This is a genomic window from Clostridioides sp. ZZV14-6387, assembly GCF_020657835.1.
In the GTDB taxonomy this organism is placed as follows: Bacteria; Bacillota; Clostridia; order Peptostreptococcales; family Peptostreptococcaceae; genus Clostridioides; species Clostridioides difficile_A.
Genome location: NZ_JAGWCW010000030.1, coordinates 25,814 through 45,506, shown reverse-complemented (window position 1 = coordinate 45,506; position 19,693 = coordinate 25,814). Strand labels below are relative to the sequence as shown.

Here is a 19,693-nt window from a genome sequence, read left to right as displayed (position 1 = left end):
TTACATCTCAATTTTTTAGTTTAAATTTAAATTTAAGTTATATAAAAATCTTGGAATATTTTTAAAACTCATATAAAATGGATATAGATGCTATCATCATATGTTAAGAGGGTGAGTAAGATTACAAAGAAAAAATATATAATGTTTATCGATGAAAGTGGAAGGGCAGATATAAATCATGAAGACCCATTTACATTAACAGGAGTAATTTTTGAATATAAATATGCAGTGAGTCAAGGAGATTATGTCTGTTCCTTAAGGAAGGAAATGGATGTATTTAAAGAACAGTGCTTTGGGACTAGTAATATAGGAATACATTTGACGGATATATCGAGAAAATCAAGAGCTTTTGAGAAGTTTGATGATTCACAGATTAAGTTTTTTTATGATGAGTTGCCCTTATTTCTATCTAGATTAGATTGTACTATAATATCAGTAACAGTAGATAAAGCTAGATTAAAAAAATATTATGCGCCTTCAAAAGAACCTTATGTAGTGGCTTTTATACATGTACTTCAGAACTTTTATTCGTTTGTAAATAATGAAACTGTGGAATCTGCAAGAATAGTTATCGAATCAAGGGATGATGTATCAAATTTAAAAGTACAAAAGGCATTTTTCGATGTTTTTAATAATGGAACAATATATTTAGACATAGATGAAGAATTAAGAGATAAGGTTAAAGGGTTTATAATTGCTAAAAAGGAAGATGTAGATTATAGAGAAGGTTTGGAGATAGCAGATATTTTATGTAATCCTCTTAGTAGAGCAAGAAGAGGATTAATAGAAGCTAATCCAAAGTGTATGCAATATGGAGAAAAAAATAAAATATTTAAATCTGTAAGAAATAAGATATATACTCCGACTAGTGTGAATGACATAAGAAATTGGGGATTCAAAGAGGTTCCTATTATAGAGCCTGTTGGACCATGGCTTGAAAAAATGAGATAGACAGTATTGACAAGTATTACAAAGTCTGTTATAATGTAAATAACTTAGTTATTCAGGAACTGGAACTCAGTTGCTGTTGTATAACGATAATTACTGAGACTCGGATGCCGACTGTCAGTTAGGAATCTATACTTTTAAAAGTATAGATTTTTTTATTTTATAAAAATAATAAAAGAGGATATTTGAAAATAACCCCTTTATCAATAAATTATAGTTGAGCGTTTTTAATGACAAAATTTTTAAAGTTTTTAATTGCAGGAGGTAAATATCTATCTTTTATAACTGCTAAATAGAAATTTCTTTCCCAACTTGGGTGAACAATCTGAATTACTTTCACTTTTGTAAAGCTGAGCATATTCATATTTGGGACTACTGCAATTCCAAAATTTTTTGCAACTAATCCAGCAATGACTTGGTCTTCTTCCACTTCATAGACTATGTTAGGTTGTTGATTTATTTTTTTAAACATATCATCAATTATATATCTAAGCCCACTTCTCTGATTAAATACTATTTGAGGATAAGGTATGGTTTCTTTTAAGTCTATAGTATCCTTTGCAGCTAATGGGTGGCTATATGGTACAATTAATACTAAATCTTGTTTAGCAACAGGTATAAATTCAATTCCCTTTTCTTTTTCAAGTTTAGAACAAAATGCAATATCATATTTTCTTTCTTTAAGACCTTGAATAATGTCTGTAGTTACACCAGTATGGAATTTAAAATCTATTGATTTATCAGGATTAGATTTTAAAAACTTATGTACTATATCAGGGATAAAGTCAGTACCAAGTGTTCTAAGGAAGGCTAAGTCGATTTGCCCTTCACCAGTACCAGTTATTTTTAATGATTTTACACTTGAATCTAAAATTTCTAATGATTTTTCCACATCTTTTAAAAATATTTTTCCATATTTAGTAAGGACTATATTTCTACCTTCCTTTTCAAATAGAGCCACTCCAAGTTCACTTTCTAGCAAAGATATAGCATGACTTAAGCTTGGTTGTGTTATAGATAAATTTTCTGCTGCTTTTGTATAATGTTCTAAATGTGCCAGTGTAACAAAATAGCGTAGGTGGTATAAATTCAATTTTTGTTCATCCTTTCCTGAGTATTTTTATTTATATATTTGGAGAAGTTGACCTTTAAGATATTTTCACATTTTTATTATATATGATTATGTAGTAAGAATAAAAGCTTTTAAAGAAATTTATCGTTTTTTGTCTGAAATATATGATAAAGATATTTATATCATGCGCTAGAAAAGTAAAATAATTATCCTGTAAATAAAATCTATAAACAAAATCTATGAATTGATAGGAAATTATCAATTTGTTATTAATAAAGTCTCATGGTACAATAAATTTATAAAATCTAGATAAAGATAAATCAAAAAACACTTTTGTTTTTAAAGTTAAATAATACTACTAGTAGGATAATTAAAAATATAAAATCAAAAATACTATTGTTTTTAAAGAAAATAAAGGGGGCAAATTTAACTCATGAATAATCAAAAAAATCTTAATATTCCAATTACAATTAGTTCTTATACATTAGGTACAGAAGTTTCATTCCGTGATAGAGTACGTATTGCGAAAGAAGCTGGTTTTGATGGTATTGGATTACGAGCTGAAAATTATGTAGATGCAAAACACGCTGGCGTTACAGATGAAGAAATGCTTGCGATTCTTGATGAATATAATATGAAGGTTACAGAAGTAGAATATATAACTCAATGGGGAACAGAAGAAGATAGAACAGAGGCTCAAAGAGAAAAAGAACAAAATGTTTATCATATGGCTCGTTTATTTAATGTTAAACATATAAATTGTGGTTTATTAGAAATGATACCAGAAGAACAAATTATAAAAGCACTAGGAGAATTATGTGATAGAGCAGGAGAGCTTATTATAGGTCTTGAGTTTATGCCATATAGTGGTGTACCAGACTTAGCTACTGCATGGCGTGTTGTTAAGGGATGTAATCGTGAAAATGCAATGCTTATATTAGATACTTGGCACTGGGCTAGAGCAAAACAGACAGCAAAAGACCTTGCACCTGTTCCAGCAGACAAGATAGTATCAATTCAAGTATGTGATGTTTTAGAAACTCCTTATGAAAAACTTAGAGATGAATCACTACATGACCGTTTGGCTCCAGGTGAGGGATATGGAAACACAGAAGAATTTGTGAAAATAATAAAAGAACACAATATATCACCAAGAGTTATAGGGGTAGAAGTAATATCTGATTCTTTAATATCTAAAGGATTATCAACTGCTGCTGAAACTGTGTTTAATGCAACTAAGAACGTTTTAGATAAAGCATGGCCTGAAGTATCTCCAAAATAAATCTATACAATAGAAAAATATACAAGTATTATAATATGAAAATTTTAAATTGAAACTTGAAAGGAAGGAAAACCTTATGAAGATTAGTTCTATGTTTACACCTATAAAAATTGGTTCGATGACAGTTCCAAATCGTTTTGTAGTTCCTCCGATGGGAAATAATTTTGCAAATACAGATGGGACTTTAAGTGAAATCTCTAAGGCTTATTATCTTGAACGTGCTTTAGGTGGTTTTGGATTGATAACAATAGAATCCAGTGTTGTAGACAAAAAAGCAAAAGGAGGTCCTCGTAAACCTTGCTTATATGATGATAGTACAATAGATAGTTTTAAAAATGTAATAGAGGCTTGCCATAATGCAGGTTCAAAGGTATCTATACAATTACAACATGCTGGTTCTGAGGGAAATGAAAAAATAGCAGGTCATCCATTAAAAGCTGCATCTGCAATACCTGCATCGAATGGTCGTAACACACCATTAGCAATAACGACTGAAGAAATATATGAACTTATAGAATCTTATGGAAATGCTGCATTACGTGCACAAAAAGCTGGTGCAGATGCTGTTGAGGTTCACTGCGCTCATGGATATTTAGTTAGTAGCTTTATATCACCAAGAACAAATAAGCGTGTAGATGAGTTTGGGGGATGTTTTGAAAATAGAATGAGATTAGCTCGTCTTATTATTGAAAATATACGTAAAAAGGTAGGAGATTCTCTAGCAATATTATGCCGTATAAATAGTACAGATGATATCTTAGGTGGAATTGATGTACATGACAGTTCAGTAATAGCAGCATATCTAGAAGATTGTGGAGTAGATGGACTTCATGTATCTCGTAGTATACATATACATGATGAATATATGTGGGCTCCTACAGTTTTACATGCTGGATTCAGTGCAGAATTAGTCACAGAAATAAAAAAAGCTGTTAGTATACCTGTAATAACAGTTGGACGTTATACAGAACCACAATTTGCTGAATTAATGGTTAGACAAGGTAGATGTGATTTAGTAGCATTTGGTAGACAAAGTTTAGCTGACCCAGGAATGCCTAATAAGGCTAAAAATGGAAAGCTAGATGAAATGATACCATGTATAGCATGCTTGCAAGGATGTGTACCAAATATGTTCCAAGGGAAACCTATAGCCTGTCTTGCAAATCCTATATTAGGTCATGAAGCAGAACTTAAACCAGCTGAGATTAGTAAAGAAGTACTTGTTGTTGGTGGAGGCGTTGGAGGTATGCTTGCAGCATGGATATGTGCTAAAAGAGGACATAATGTAACTTTGGTTGAAAAATCTGAAATGCTTGGTGGTCAAATGCGTTTAGCTGCATATCCTCCAGGTAAGGGAGATATCACTAATTTAGTTAGAAGTTACATTTCAAAATGTAATCAATATGGTGTAAAAATATGTACTAACACAGAAGTTACAGTAGAACTTATAAAAGAAAAATCACCTGATGCAGTTATTATAGCTACTGGAGCAACTCCACTTGTACTTCCTATACCAGGAATTAATGACTCAGGATTAATACATGCTGTAGATCTTCTTGATGGTAAGAAAACTTGTGGGAAAAAAGTACTTGTTGTCGGTGGTGGAATGGTTGGTTGCGAAGTAGCAGCTTTCCTTGGAGAACAAGAGCATGAGGTTACTGTCATTGAGCTTAGAGAAGAAGTTGGTGCAGATGTAATTTCAGAGCACCGCAAGTTCCTTATGAATGATTTTGAAAATTATAATATACATACTGTTACTGGAGCAAAAGTCGCTAAATTCTATGATGATGGTGTTGATTATTTACTTGCAGATAGTACAGAACATGATTTAAAAGGATTTGACTCAGTAGTACTTGCTATGGGTTCTCGTAATTATGACCCATTAAGCGAGGTTGTAAAACAATTTGTAAAAGAAACTCATGTTGTTGGAGATGCAGTAAAAGCACGTAGAGCATTAGATGCAACAAAAGAAGCATTTGAGGTAGCATTAAATATATAAATAATAAATAAATTTTTCTTTGCAAATAGTTGAATAGATTATTTGCAAAGAAAATGATAATATTGGGAGGAAAAGATAGTTATGGAAATTTCAGGTAGAACAGGATTGTTTGCATTAATAGGTACACCAGTTGGTCATTCTAAATCACCAGTGATGTATAACTATAGTTTTGAAAAATTAGATTTAGATTATAGATATTTAGCTTTTGATATTACAGTAGATAAGGTAAAAGATGCACTTTCGGCAATAAAAACTTTTAATATAAAGGGTGCTAATGTAACTATGCCATGTAAATCTGCTGTTACAGAATATATGGACGAACTTTCTCCAGCAGCTCGTATAATTGGAGCATGTAATACAATTGTAAATGAAGATGGAAAGTTAGTTGGTCATATAACAGATGGGGTAGGTTATGTTCGTAATTTAAAAGAAAATGGAGTAGAAGTTAAAGATAAAAAGATTACAATTATGGGTGCTGGTGGTGCAGCAACTGCTATACAGGTACAATGTGCATTAGATGGTGCAAGAGAAATATCTATTTTCAATGCTAAGGATGATTTTTATAAAAGAGCAGAAAAAACAGTTGAGAATATAAAAAAAGAAGTACAAGAATGTGTTGTTAACCTATATGACTTAGATGATATAGAAAAGCTTTATGAAGAGATAGAATCAAGTGATATATTGACAAATGCAACTCTTATTGGTATGAAACCTTATGATAATGAAACTAATATAAAAGATGTTAGTGTTTTAAGAAAAGAATTGGTAGTAACAGATGTTGTTTATAATCCAAAGAAAACAAAAATGATTGAAGATGCAGAAGCTAATGGATGTAAAGCTATTGGCGGATTAGGAATGTTATTATATCAAGGAGCAGAAGCCTTTAATCTATACACTGGATTAGAAATGCCTGTAGAAGAGATTAAGGAATTGTGTTTTAAATAGTAATTTACAAATTGTCATAGTGGGTTATATATCATAGTCTAGTCAGGTTTAAAGGTTTGACTATACTTTAAACCCATTATGGTGATGAGTTTATTGTACACAAAAATGTTAATAAATTAACAAGAATAGGAGAAGAACTATGAACAATAAAAAGTATTATCCTACTGCCATAGCATTGTATTTTTCATATTTTTTACTTGGTATCGGAATTTCAATTTTAGGACAATATAAACCAGAATTTTCATCAATGTGGGGGGCTAAAACATTATCAGATGGTACATTAGATGTAAGTATTGTTTTAGCTGTTATTGCCGCATTAGGATTGGGTAGACTTATATCATATCCATTTGCAGGGCCTATTTCAGATAAGTATGGAAGAAAAGTAAGTGGACTTATAGGAAATTTTCTACATGCAATTTTCTTTGTTGGAATTGTATTTTCACCAAATTTTTATGTAGCATATGTATTTGCAATAATTGGGGGAGCAGCAAATTCATTTTTAGATACTTGTGTAACTCCTTCTTGTATGGAGATATTTGCTAGTTTGGGAACAATAGCTAATATGTTTACTAAATTTACAATAGCTTTAGCACAATTTTTACTTCCTTTTATAATTGGATTTGTCGCAGCAAATTCAATATCATTTAAAGTTATTTTTATAGTGACAGCGATTCTTATTGTTATAGATGCAATTTTGATAGCGATATTACCATTTCCACCAGCTAATAATGTTACTGATAATAAAGGAAAAACAGTTAAATCAGAAAAGATGAAATTTACACCAACAAGTATAGCTCTTGTTTGCATTGGTTTTACATGTACATCAACATTTGTACTATGGTTAAATTGCAATCAGGAATTGGGAAAATTATATGGCATGGCTGACCCTACAAAAATTCAGTCTTTCTACTCAATGGGAGTAATATGTGCAGTATTAATAACTTCTGTACTTATTAAAAAATATATTAAGCCAATAAGAATACTAGTTATATATCCTATAATAGCCTTATTTATGTTATTAATAGTATATTTTGTTCAAACTCCAACTATTTGTATGCTAGGAGGATTTGTAATTGGTTATTCAGCAGCAGGTGGTGTTCTTCAATTAACCACATCAACAGCAAATGAAATGTTTCCAACTAATAAAGGAAAAATAACGTCTATAGTTATGATTGCATCGAGTATAGCAAACTATGTTATATTAAACATAGCAGGTATTATTACAAAATCAGGTGGAGTAAATGGACCAAAATATGTTGTATTATTTAATGTGGCTATAACTTTTGTTGGAATTTTACTTGCCTTATTTGTAAATATGAGATATGGAAAAGAAAAAGTGTATGATTATGATGTTTAATATTAGTATAATATAATTGTAAGGATTTTTAATTTTATCCAGTTTGAAAGCTGAGGTGTCACTATGGAAAATATAGAAAAGATAAGAGAAAAAATAGATTTATATGATGATGAGTTTATAAATTTGCTTGAGAAAAGAATGGAATGTATAAAGGATATTATAGATATTAAAAAAGAAAACGGTCTGCCTATTTTACAATCAGAGTATGAAAATAAAAAAGAAGTGGCATTAATTAATAAATTAAAGGGTAATAAATTTGAAAATGAAATTATAGATGTTTTTAGATATATGGTTAAAACAAGTAAGAGGATACAGGCTAAAAATTTATTTTCTTATAATATAATGCTTGTTGGATTTATGGGTGTAGGTAAGAGCACTATATCATCATACTTGAGTCATTTATTAGAGATGGAAAGAGTAGAAACCGATTTATATATAGTAGAGCAACAAGGTATGAGTATTTCTGAAATATTTGAGAAGCTAGGGGAGGAGTATTTTAGAAATCTTGAAAGCCAAACTCTAATAAATTTGCAACAAAAGAAAGGTCTTGTTGTTTCCTGTGGGGGAGGGATTGTACTTCGAGATAAAAATGTAGAATATATGAAAAAAAATGGAAGGGTTGTCTTATTGACAGCAAGCCCAGAAACTATTCTTCAACGTGTTAAACATAGTGATGAAAGACCGATACTTAATAATAATATGAATGTAGAATTTATATCTGACCTAATGAAAAAACGAGAATCAAAATATATGGCATCTGCAGATATTATTATCAATACAGATAATAAGACAATAAAAGAGATTTGTGAAGAGATGATTGTAAAGTTAACTGAATTTGATAGATAAATTTAACATTATAATAGTCTTATATTAAAAAAATTAGCATTTAAACAAATAAGGGTATTATTTACTGCTAGAATATAAGGTATTTACATAATAAATCTTACTAATATTACTAGAATTTCAAATTCTAGTAATATTTTTTTGTGTAGAAATGTAAACTTGTTGAAATAAGTAGTATAATCAATATAAATTACATCATGTAAAGGAGGATAATTTAATGGGCAGTATTTTTAAACAATTGCAAGAAGTTGAGGGTTATGATGGATACAAAGAATCCTTTGAAATGAATTACTTATGTATATATGAAAATATACCTTTAAGAGAACAAGTAGAGCTTGCAAATAATCTAGTAGATGGAATTTTAAGTATGTATAAAAGTGAATCTAATGAAATCTATTTATTGGAGAATAATAATTTTAAACCTCTAATTTGCTATTTTGAAATTTTTATAAAAAAGATAAACACTTTGGTAAAAGAAATGCTGATTGATAAGAAATGGTTATGTAAGCTAACTAAAGAATTAATATATAAAAGTGAAAAGGCTGAGTATGTAAAACTTGGATTAGTTTTAAGTGAGAAATATTTAGAAGTGGAAAATATAAGAGAAGTTGTAGATACATTCTCTAAATCTGGAGAATATGTATTTTATTTGAGTAATACTATTAAGAAACTAGAATTCTACAATACATATTTATTTAATTTATCTAAAAAAGCTACAGGCTCAATAAAAGTATTTGCTATTGTTAACATGGAGATTTTGGATTCTAAAATAAATTCCTATTTGATTGAGGAAGGTTACAAAGATACAAAATATGAACGATTATTGATTAATTATATTGTTTCTATTATTGATTTATATGAATATCTTGAAAGAAGAGATTTAGATAGAGAAAAAATAAATAACTTAGCACATCTGATATGTAACTATCTATTAAGCGTAGAGTTTAAATACATAGGAAATAAAGTCATATTAGTAAATCAATTTTTACCAATTGTAGTGACGTATGGAACTACCTTTAAAAGTTTATATTCAATTTTTTTAATAGCTATAAATGTCTTGAAAGATGAAAATATAGAATGTGATAAAGTCGAATTCGAGAAAGAAATGAATGCTGTCTTACTTAGTAAAAAGTGGAAGGACATATATTTTGAAGCATTAAAAAATGCAAATGGAAAAACAGAAGATATGATAAAAATGTCAGAAATTTATGCTGTAAATCTATCCTTTGATGATTTGTTGCCGTATTTGGATAGAGATATTAGAGATTTTGAAGTATATTGGTATATATCTAAAAAAGGAGAGACGAGTTCTAAATTAAAATTATTAAACTTTTTTGAAAAGAAATTTAACCTAGATGATTTAACTGGGAAAATGGAAGATATAGAAAAAGATAGATTAACACAAGAATATTATGATGATATGTTATTTTTTATTGTAATTAAAGGTAGTAATTCACTATATCCACAAGGGAAAAATATATCTTTAAAAGGTATATTTGGAAATATAAATGAAGTAAGAAAAGAATCTATAAATATTTTAAAAAGATACAGAGAAAAATTATCTCTTGAAGAGTTGAAAATAGTTAAGGAAGCTTACGAAAAAGAAAGAAATATAAGGCTGAAGGATGAACTTAGAAGATTATTATATGAAAGCAATAATTTGAAGAAAGAATTTGTAAATATTGAAAAAATAAAAGTGGATGAACATGGCAAGGATATATACTTAACTTCAGTAGCCGTTGCTGGTTCAAGGTTTAGAAATAGAGAATGTCTTGAAAAAGAATTAGAAAAGAGTAAGATATATTATCTAAATAGAGAGAAAGATAATTTGTATGATGAAAATGCTATTAAAATAGTTGGGGAAACTGGGTATGTAATAGGCTATGTTCCAAGAAAAGATAATTATATTTTAAGTAACTTAATAGATGGAGGCAAGTTATTGTATTGTAGAGTAACTGAATACAATTTATATGAAGATTATATCTATGCAAATGTGTATTTAAGTTATAAGGATGTAATTGAAACAGTTGAAAATTCTCTGAAAATGGTATTAGATAAGAGAAAAGTAAAAGTTATAAACTAATAATCTTATATATTGCTTAAGAATTATATTATAAACAGTAACATTTGATATTATCTAGTTGAAATATAGAAAAATTTAAAATACAATGAATATATAAATAATTTTAATTTGCAATCTGTAAATATGGTTTTAATCTGGGGGAATAAATACATAAGTTTTATAAGTAAAATAAATGAATAGTAAATATTTAAAGAATTTTATATTTATATTGTTTATTAAAAATAGGGGGAGAACTTATGAAGATACAAAAAAAAATATTTATTATTCTTATATTGGTTTCAATAATTCCATCAATAATTATTGCTGGAATTTGTATACACAAGTTTACTAAAAATTCTAATGAATTGATGAAAAATAACATTAAAACAGCTACAATAATACAATCAAAACGTTTAAAGAGTTTTTTTAGTCAAAAAGGGATTACATTAAAAACGACTTCTCAAATTGCTGAAATTCAAGAGTATTTATCCAATGAAAATAAGAAAATTATAGTTGATGGAGTAAAACAAGAAAATATAAATAGTATACTAAAAGATATTAATAATAAAGAAAAATTTTTGCTTAGAATGTCACTTATTAATAAAAATGATGTAGTAGTAGCATCCAGTGATGAAAATATTATTAATAAAAAAGCACTAATGTCAGGTTCAGAATTTAAAGGTTTGCCACAAGATAGTTTAAAGATTTCTAACATAAATAATAAGAAGAGTTTTTATATAAGTAAAAGAAACTTTGTAATAGGGTATCCCATTTGGATTAATAATGAATATCAAGGTTTTGTATCCTTTATTGTAGATACAGACTATATTAAAAATATAATAAATGATATACCTTCTTTTAATACTGGTAAAATGATTGTAATCGACTCTATAGGAAATGTAGTGGCTAATGATGGTAAATATAAATATGAAAATATAATAGATGATGAAAATTTTTTTAAAGAATGGGATTCTAAAAATTTTAAAAATAATCCAGATGGATTTATAAGTTACTCTGAAGACCATATCAAAAATATTGGATATTATTCTGAGGTATCAGATGGATGGTTTATATTAAGTACTGTAGAGGCATCAGAGATAATGAAGCCAATTGACAAGGCAATAATTGCTGTATTACTTTTTATGATTTTAATTATATTTTTTATATGTATAATTTCTGTATATGTAAAAAAACACTTTTTAAATCCTATGGGTAAATTACTTGAGGGGATAGAAAAAATAAAAGATGGGGATATGAGTATAAGATTTAATCTTGATACAAATAACGAGTATGCTAAAATTACTACTGCTTTCAATAGTCTGATTGATACTATGGTCAATAATTCTGAAGAACTAAAAAGAATAAATGATGATTTAAAGGTGCTTACTGCAAATATTCCTGGAGGAGTATATAAATACAGTTGTGATGGAAACTACAGATTTAATTTTGTTAATGAAGGATATCAAAACCTATTAGGATATACAAAAGAAGAGCTTGAATTATTTTTTGAAAACAAGTTGTTAAATGTAATATATGAAGATGACCGTGAAATAGTGAAAGATAAATTAGAAAGGCAACTAAAAAGTGGTAATATACTTGAAGTTGAGTATAGAGTAGTTCATTCAGATGGAGAGATACGCTGGTTATTAGATAAAGGACAAATAGTAAAAGATAAGCATGAACATTCGTGGGTATATTGTGTTGTGATTGATATTACATCAAGTAAGTCGGCACAAGAACGATTAGATGTAAGTGAAGAGTGCTATAGAATTGTTATGGACCAAGAGAATAACATTGTATTTGAGTGGAACTTAAATACAGATACAGTAAATATTTCTGACAAATGGGAAAAGAAATTTGGATACAAACCAGTAAGAAATAATCTAATTGAGAATATGCTAGAAAAGGAAATGATATACAAAGATGATATAGAAAAGTGTATAGAACTTTTTACTAGAGCTATGGATGGTGACAATTCATATAATGAAACAGAACTTAGGTTTAGAAAAGGAAAAAATGAATATATTTGGTGTAAAGTTAGATTATCTAGTATTATTGATAAGTATAATCAATGTACACGTGTTATAGGTGTTGTTGCAGATATAGATAAAGAAAAAAGGAAAAACGATGAATTTAAAAATAAAGCACAGAGAGATTTACTTACAGGATTATATAATAAAATTACAACAGAAGATTTAGTTAGAACTTATTTAGAAAATGAAGGTAAGGAATGTCGTAGTGCATTGTTTATAATAGACATTGATGACTTCAAGGGGATTAATGATAATCTAGGGCATTTATTTGGAGATGCAGTTTTAAATGATATAGCATCTAAATTTGTAAATATTTTTAGAGACAGTGATATTATCGGACGTATAGGAGGAGATGAATTTTTAATTCTTCTAAAAAACTTGAATTCAGAAGAAATACTAAAGCAAAAAGCAGATGAATTAATGAGTTTATTTAGACGTTCATTTACGGGTAAAAATAAAGATTATAAAATTTCTGGAAGTATAGGGATTGCTATTTATCCTCAGCATGGTAAAAATTTTAATGAACTTTTTAGAAGTGCAGACAATTCATTATATGTAGCAAAAGACAAAGGTAAGGATTGCTATTGGATATGTGAAAGTAATAGTCAAACTATGGATAGTGAAATAATAAGAACTAAAAACTTTACTTCTGTATTAGGTGGAGAAGAAGATATTGATGAGGCATATAAAACAAAATCTACATCTAAACAAAATCTTTCTGAGTATATATTTAGAATTTTATATGAATCCAAAGATGTTGATACTGCAGTAAATTTTATCTTGGAGCTGGTTGGTAGGTCATATAATGTAAGTCGTGCATATGTGTTTGAAAATTCGGATGACAATACTTATTGTAGCAATACATTTGAATGGTGTAATGATGGTATTGAACCAGAAATAGAGAATCTCAAAGAAGTGTCATATAGTCTAATTGGAGATTATAAGCAATATTTTAATGAGAGAGGAATTTTTTATTGTAAAGATATATCTACACTTAATGGTGGATTATATGAAATATTGGAAGCACAAGGGATTGTTTCTATGTTGCAGTGTGCAATCTTAGATGAAGGAGAATTCAGTGGATATGTAGGGTTTGATGACTGTAATGGAAATAGATTTTGGACAAAGGATGAAATAGAATCCTTGACCTTTATATCAGAAATATTAAGTGTATTTTTGATTAACAAACATAAACAAGATAAATTAATAAAATCTTATGAGACTACAAAGGTAATTATGGACAATTTGAATTCATGGACTTATGTAATAAATAAAAATACTTATGAACTATTATTCATAAATCAAAAGACATTGAGTATTGCCCCAAATGCAAAGATAAATCAATTGTGTTACAAGGCATTTTGGGGGAGAGATGAGCCATGTGATATTTGTCCAATGAATGGACTTAATGAAGAAAAAAGGTCCTGTACAATTGATATGTATAATGATAATCTTAATGTCTGGAGTAGTGCAAATGCTTCATATATAGAATGGAATGAAGAAAAAGGTGCTTGTCTAATGTGTTGTAATGATATAACTAAGTATAAAGTCAATGAATATAAGGTTTAATATATAATCTTTTCTTGTTGCTATGTAAGAAAAATATATAGCTAAATTATTTTTGAAGCAGATAAAAAACAATTGTTTTGTATATATGATGTATAATCAAAGTTATATATTCATATTTACAAAACAATTGAAATTTGTATTATTTTATAATTTTAAATTTAGAAGGAATTTTAACTTCTGCTTTTTCTTTTATTTTAGAAGCTTGTTCTTTAACCTTATTTAACAATTCAGACTCATTTACAACCAATACATTTCTTTCTTTCATTAGCCATTTACCATCACAAATTGTAGAATCTACATTTTCGCTAGTCATAGAATAAACTATATTTCCAATTGGATTATGCATTGGTAAAGAATGAATTGTATCTGGATTTAGAATAATCATATCTGCTTTTTTTCCTACTTCAAGGCTACCAATTTCTTTTTCCAATAGAGCACATTTTGCTCCATTTATAGTAGCCATTTCTAATACTTCTTCAGCAGGAATGACTGTTGGATTTAAAGTTCTACCTTTATGTATTAATGAAGTTAAGTACATATCCCTCATAAGGTCCATTCTATTATTTGAAGGTGCTCCATCAGTACCAATTGAAACTGGTATTCCTTTTTCTAACATTTCAGGAATTGATGCAAATCCTAGAACTACTTTCATAGCTGCAGCTGGATTATGAGAAACTTTTACATCGTGTAATCTAAATAAATCAATTTCTTTATGAGTAAGCCAAACTGTGTGAGCAGCTAAAAGATTTGGACCTAATATACCTAATTTATCAAGATACTCAACTGTTCCAACTCCATTCTTCTGTTTTACAAATGAAATCTCATCAGCTATTTCAGCAATATGCATATGTATACCTGTATCATACTTGTCAGCTAGTTGTTTAGTCTTAATAAGTAATTCGTCTGTTGTATTAAAAATAGTTCTTAATGCAAACCATATTTTGATTCTCTCATTAGATGTATTATTAAATTTATGGAATAGGTCTAATTGAGTATTGATTTCTTCATCAGTAGTTTTTTGCCATGCTTCAGGAAGTCCATCTCCTGTATCCATAACTGATTTAGCTAAACATGCTCTAAGTCCAGTTTTGTCAACAGCTTCAACCATAGCATCTACATATTGACCACCAGATTCCAAAAATGTAGTAACACCAGATTTTATCAACTCAATACAACATGCAGTGGATGAGATTAATGAATCTTCATAATTAAAGCTACTTTCAAATGGCCAGATTCTTTCTCTAAGCCAAGTTAAAAGTACAACATCGTCTGCAAGACCACGTTCTAATTGTTGAGATAAATGAACGTGTGTATTTACTAATCCTGGCATTAATATTTTTCCTTTAGCATCGTATATCTCAGCATCTTTATCAGCAATATTGCTATCAAATTTGCCAACATTTTTTATAATGTTGTTTTCAATAAGTATACTTCCATTCTCGTATACTTCTCTATCCGCATTCATAGTAATTAGATATGCATTTTTTATAAGTAATTGTGACATAAGTATCCTTCCTTTTTTATATATTTTTGTATCCACATATTATGATAATAAATTTTCTATACAAAGTTAATAGCAAAATCACTTTTATATGTAAAATTGATTTTGCTATTCATAAATTAAAAATAAATAAGATTTTATTTTATATATTTTAAAATATTAACTTAGAACTAAATTTACAACTGCAAGTAAACCTATAACCCAAAGTGTAATACTGATTTTATTAGTTTCTTTAGCTACAACATGCATTATTATGTATGAAATAAATCCAAAGCATAAACCAATACTTATACTATAAGTTAGAGGCATCAATAAAACTGTAACAAAAGCAGGTACTGCTATTTTGCTATCAGCAAAATCAATTTGCTTTATACTTTCGAACATGAACACACCAACCATAACAAGTGCAGGTGCTGCGGCGTAAGTAGGAACTATACCAAGTAATGGTGTAAATATAAGTGTGGCTAAGAATAAAGCTGCTGTTACTACAGAAGCAAGTCCAGTTCTTGCACCTGCTGCTATACCAGAAGCAGATTCTCCAAATGTTGTAACTGTACTAGTTCCTAAGAATGAACCTATTAAAGTAGAAGAAACATCTGCATATAACATTTTTCCTAAATCTTTTATTTCACCATTCTCATCTTCAAGACCCATTTGTTTACAACAAGTAATAAGAAATGCTAATGAATCAAACATATCTATAAACATGAAAGAGAATATAGGTCCAATTAATGAGAATTTCAATGCTCCTATAATATCTAATTTAAAAGCAATTGGTGCTATACTAGGTGGTTTTGAAATTATTGCTGTTGGTAATTCTACAAATCCAAATATAATAGATATTATTGTTGCAACAACTATACTTATTAATATCCCACCTTTAACCTTCTTATATTCTAATATTGCCATTAATATAAGAGCAAAAAGAGCTATTAAAACTGTTGGTGTAAAATCGGCAAGTGAAACTATAGTATCTGGGTTTGCTATTATAACACCCATGTTTTTTAAACCAACAAAAGCAAGGAAAAGACCTATACCTGCTGAAGAAGCTACTGCTAATTCTCTAGGAATAGCGTCTGCAATGGTCTTTCGAAGACCCGTTACTGCGAGTGTAAAGAATACACAGCCAGATAAAAAGACTACTCCAAGACCTGTTTGCCACGGGATTCCTGCTCCTATAACCAAAGAGTATGTGAAAAATGCATTTAATCCCATACCAGGTGCTAGAGCGAATGGCGCATTTCCTAAAAGTGCAAATATTAGTGTACCAATGGCTGTAGCTAATATAGTAACAGTTATAAGTGCGGCTTTATCCATACCAGCTTCAGATAATATTGCTGGATTTACAAAAACTATATATGCCATTGTTAAGAATGTAGTAACTCCACCTATCACTTCTGTTTTAAGGTTAGAGCCACGTTCGCTAAATTTAAACATTTTGTCTAAAAAGCTCAATGATGAATTATTTCCATCTGGTTGTACATTGTTAGTATTTGGTACCATTTTTACCTCCAAAAAACTTTAAGATATAAACAAAAAAATATATATTCATATAGATAGAATAGAATATATATTCAAAGTTGACATTCTATTCATAGAAAACTCATTTAAGGTGAGTTTGTAGAAACTATTAGACCATATTACTAATATTATATGAACATTTTCTATTTGTTTTTCTGTTGTATTATATCGTAATATTGTATTATTTACAATAAATTTAATAAAATTATTCGTTTTTTTGTCGATTTTATAAAAAATTAAGGTTATTTATTATTAGAAATTATTCTTTTTAATAATAAAATATGTATGGATATAATAGGAGCCATGTTCATATGCCTTATACTATTAATGGAAGTTTATTATAGATAAGTTTGTGATATAATTATAAATGTACTGAATACAAGAATATTTCGTAAAAACTTTTTAATATATCAAATATATATATTAAGTTAATATATTAAATAAAATGGTGATAAAAAGAATATAATTTATAGTGGAGGGGAAAATGACTAAAGTTATTAAAGTACAAAAGCCTAAATTTACAGAGGAATTAGAATCTATTGAAAATCTTGAAAATATGCTTGATGATATACTTAACGATGAAAAAATATTTAATAAAATTATAGAAAATGAAATTATAAGTGATTTAGATGCTATAAGAGTTAGTTTTGAGTCTTGTATATTTAGAAATGTATCTTTTGAGAATTGTAATCTAAAAAAGATTGATTTGCTGGATGTAGTATTTGAAAACTGTAATTTATCAAATACATTTTTTGATGAGGGAAGTATATATAGAGTTGAATTTAAAGATAGCAAATTGATAGGAGTTAGATTTGATGATTGTATACTTAAAAACGTTCTGTTCAAAGATGTTTTAGGTAAGTATTCTAACTTTTCATTCTCTAAATTTAAGGTGGTTTCTATTTTGGATTCAAATTTTGAGAATTCTGTATTTCAAGAAGTAAAAAGTGATAATCTGGTATTCGAGTATACAAATCTTAAAAAAGCCAATTTTAATGGAAGTAAACTTTCTGGTGTAGATTTTACTACTAATAATATTGAAGGAATTGAGGTTGGAATAAACGATATTAGAGGAGCTATTTTTGATGTATCACAAGCAATTGATTTAACAAAATTGATGGGAATTATAATAAAATGAAAAAAATATTCATAAAATAAATTGGGAAAACGTTAACAATGTGTGAATTTTTACCAGATTGACATTTTTCTGAAAATAAAGTAAGATTATCTTAATATTCAAAATATTTTCAAAGGGGGTAGTTTGGTGTGAGTAAGCAGATGAGAGATATTTTTGTGGTTGGTTTTGCTTTATTTTCTATGTTCTTTGGCGCAGGAAATCTTATGTTCCCTCCATTTTTAGGAATGGAATCCGGCAAAGACTGGTTAATTCCTCTTATTGGCTTTGTTGTTGCAGATGCTGGTATAGCAATGCTTGTTATTATAGCAACAGCAAGATGTAAGGGAAGCATGGATGATGTACTTAGGAGAGCTGGTAAAGGATTAGCAAGAGTAATGAGTGTAGCAGCTCTAGCATGTTTAGCACTTCTTGTTATACCAAGAACTTGTGCAACAACATATGAGATGGGTATTATACCTATATTTGGAGACCATGGACCAGCAGCTAAAGCGATATTTTCAGTGATTTTCTTTGGATTAACTTTAGCATTTACAATTAGGTCTTCTAAGGTTATAGACATAATAGGTAAGTATTTAACTCCAGCGTTATTATTAGTATTATTTGTTTTAATAGTAAAAGGTATAATTTCACCAGCAGGACCTATGAGTCCAGAACATATGATAGATAGAAATCTATTTGGTGAAGGTATATCACAAGGTTACCAGACAATGGATGCTCTAGGTGCAGCTTCTATGGCAACTATAATGTTAATGTCTATAGTGGGTAAAGGATATACATCAGATAAGGACCAAATTGGAATGACTATTAAAGCTGGTTTTGTAGCTTGTGTATTTTTAGCATTAGTATATGGTGGTCTTACTTATTTAGGTGCAACAGTTTCAACAATATATGATACTAGTGTACCTCAGGCATCTTTATTAGTTGAAATAACTAGTATACTATTGTATGGTCAGGTAGGAAAGATAATTTTAGGTATAATTGTAGCACTTGCCTGTCTTACTACTTCTACAGGTTTAACAGCATCAATATCAACTTATTTTGAAGGAATAAGTAAGGCAACTTACAAACAACTAGTTATAGGCATATGTGTGGCTAGTATGCTTATATCAAATTTAGGTGTTGACTCTATAATAGCTATATCAGTTCCAATCCTACAAACTATATATCCTGTTTTATTAGTAATAGTTATCATGGAGTTGGCTGGTAAAAATATAAAAAATGATAATGCATTTAAAGGTGCAGCATACGTTACATTAGTGGTTAGTGTATTATCTGCTGTAAATGGAATGACAGGAGCTGTTCCATTTATACAAAGCTTACCACTTGCAGGTTTGGGCTTTAACTGGGTAATACCAGCTATATTGGGTGGAATAGTTGGTAACTTCATAAAAAGCAACAAACAAGTAGCATAATAATTTGTAAT

General features: G+C 28.8%; 13 protein-coding genes and 1 riboswitch. Of the genes, 10 read left to right on the top strand and 3 right to left on the bottom strand.

Annotated elements, in window-relative coordinates:
• Nucleotides 1-141: 141 nt before the first annotated feature.
• A complete protein-coding gene (locus KGF38_RS16360) occupies nt 142-951 on the top strand; it encodes a DUF3800 domain-containing protein (protein WP_255646260.1) in 810 nt (269 codons plus the stop codon).
• Nucleotides 952-1,159: 208 nt separating this feature from the next.
• On the opposite strand, the gene KGF38_RS16355 is transcribed toward KGF38_RS16360, so the two are convergent.
• Nucleotides 1,160-2,041: a LysR family transcriptional regulator gene (locus KGF38_RS16355; RefSeq protein ID WP_021385590.1), complete on the bottom strand. Its 882-nt coding sequence runs from the start codon at nt 2,039-2,041 to the stop codon at nt 1,160-1,162.
• A 412-nt stretch (nt 2,042-2,453) separates the two neighbouring features.
• Here KGF38_RS16355 and KGF38_RS16350 point away from each other — a divergent pair, with 412 nt between their 5' ends.
• The 7 genes from KGF38_RS16350 to KGF38_RS16320 all read left to right on the top strand — a co-directional run bounded on the left by KGF38_RS16350 (nt 2,454) and on the right by KGF38_RS16320 (nt 14,110).
• Nucleotides 2,454-3,302, top strand: coding sequence for a sugar phosphate isomerase/epimerase family protein (locus KGF38_RS16350; protein ID WP_074178542.1), 849 nt, complete (start codon nt 2,454-2,456; stop codon nt 3,300-3,302).
• 76 nt (nt 3,303-3,378) lie between these two features.
• On the top strand, nt 3,379-5,301 hold the full coding sequence (locus KGF38_RS16345; protein ID WP_074178541.1) for an FAD-dependent oxidoreductase: 1,923 nt from the start codon (nt 3,379-3,381) through the stop codon (nt 5,299-5,301).
• An 81-nt stretch (nt 5,302-5,382) separates the two neighbouring features.
• On the top strand, nt 5,383-6,246 hold the full coding sequence (gene aroE / locus KGF38_RS16340; protein WP_074178540.1) for a shikimate dehydrogenase: 864 nt from the start codon (nt 5,383-5,385) through the stop codon (nt 6,244-6,246).
• 139 nt (nt 6,247-6,385) lie between these two features.
• Nucleotides 6,386-7,603 (top strand): MFS transporter, encoded by a 1,218-nt coding sequence (locus tag KGF38_RS16335; protein WP_074178539.1) that lies wholly within the window; start codon nt 6,386-6,388, stop codon nt 7,601-7,603.
• A gap of 63 nt (nt 7,604-7,666) precedes the next feature.
• Nucleotides 7,667-8,449, top strand: coding sequence for a shikimate kinase (locus KGF38_RS16330; protein WP_054277315.1), 783 nt, complete (start codon nt 7,667-7,669; stop codon nt 8,447-8,449).
• 214 nt (nt 8,450-8,663) lie between these two features.
• Nucleotides 8,664-10,529, top strand: a complete 1,866-nt coding sequence (locus tag KGF38_RS16325; RefSeq protein ID WP_074178538.1) for an HIRAN domain-containing protein — start codon at nt 8,664-8,666, stop codon at nt 10,527-10,529.
• Between the two features lie 236 nt (nt 10,530-10,765).
• Nucleotides 10,766-14,110: a diguanylate cyclase domain-containing protein gene (locus KGF38_RS16320; protein ID WP_074178537.1), complete on the top strand. Its 3,345-nt coding sequence runs from the start codon at nt 10,766-10,768 to the stop codon at nt 14,108-14,110.
• A gap of 139 nt (nt 14,111-14,249) precedes the next feature.
• Here the strand turns inward: KGF38_RS16320 and KGF38_RS16315 are convergent, their stop codons facing one another.
• Both KGF38_RS16315 and KGF38_RS16310 read right to left on the bottom strand, forming a co-directional pair.
• Nucleotides 14,250-15,614, bottom strand: coding sequence for an amidohydrolase (locus KGF38_RS16315; protein ID WP_054271268.1), 1,365 nt, complete (start codon nt 15,612-15,614; stop codon nt 14,250-14,252).
• A 156-nt stretch (nt 15,615-15,770) separates the two neighbouring features.
• The gene (locus KGF38_RS16310) at nt 15,771-17,114 is read right to left on the bottom strand and encodes an NCS2 family permease (protein WP_054277311.1); all 1,344 of its coding nucleotides are present in this window, start codon (nt 17,112-17,114) and stop codon (nt 15,771-15,773) included.
• Nucleotides 17,115-17,186: 72 nt separating this feature from the next.
• Nucleotides 17,187-17,288: riboswitch (purine riboswitch) on the bottom strand.
• 328 nt (nt 17,289-17,616) lie between these two features.
• Between KGF38_RS16310 and KGF38_RS16305 the strand changes: the two genes are divergently transcribed.
• Nucleotides 17,617-18,270 (top strand): pentapeptide repeat-containing protein, encoded by a 654-nt coding sequence (locus KGF38_RS16305; protein ID WP_054271266.1) that lies wholly within the window; start codon nt 17,617-17,619, stop codon nt 18,268-18,270.
• 140 nt (nt 18,271-18,410) lie between these two features.
• Nucleotides 18,411-19,682 carry a branched-chain amino acid transport system II carrier protein gene (gene brnQ, locus KGF38_RS16300; protein WP_054271293.1) on the top strand — a complete coding sequence of 424 codons (1,272 nt, stop codon included), beginning with the start codon at nt 18,411-18,413 and terminating at the stop codon, nt 19,680-19,682.
• Nucleotides 19,683-19,693 lie beyond the last annotated feature (11 nt).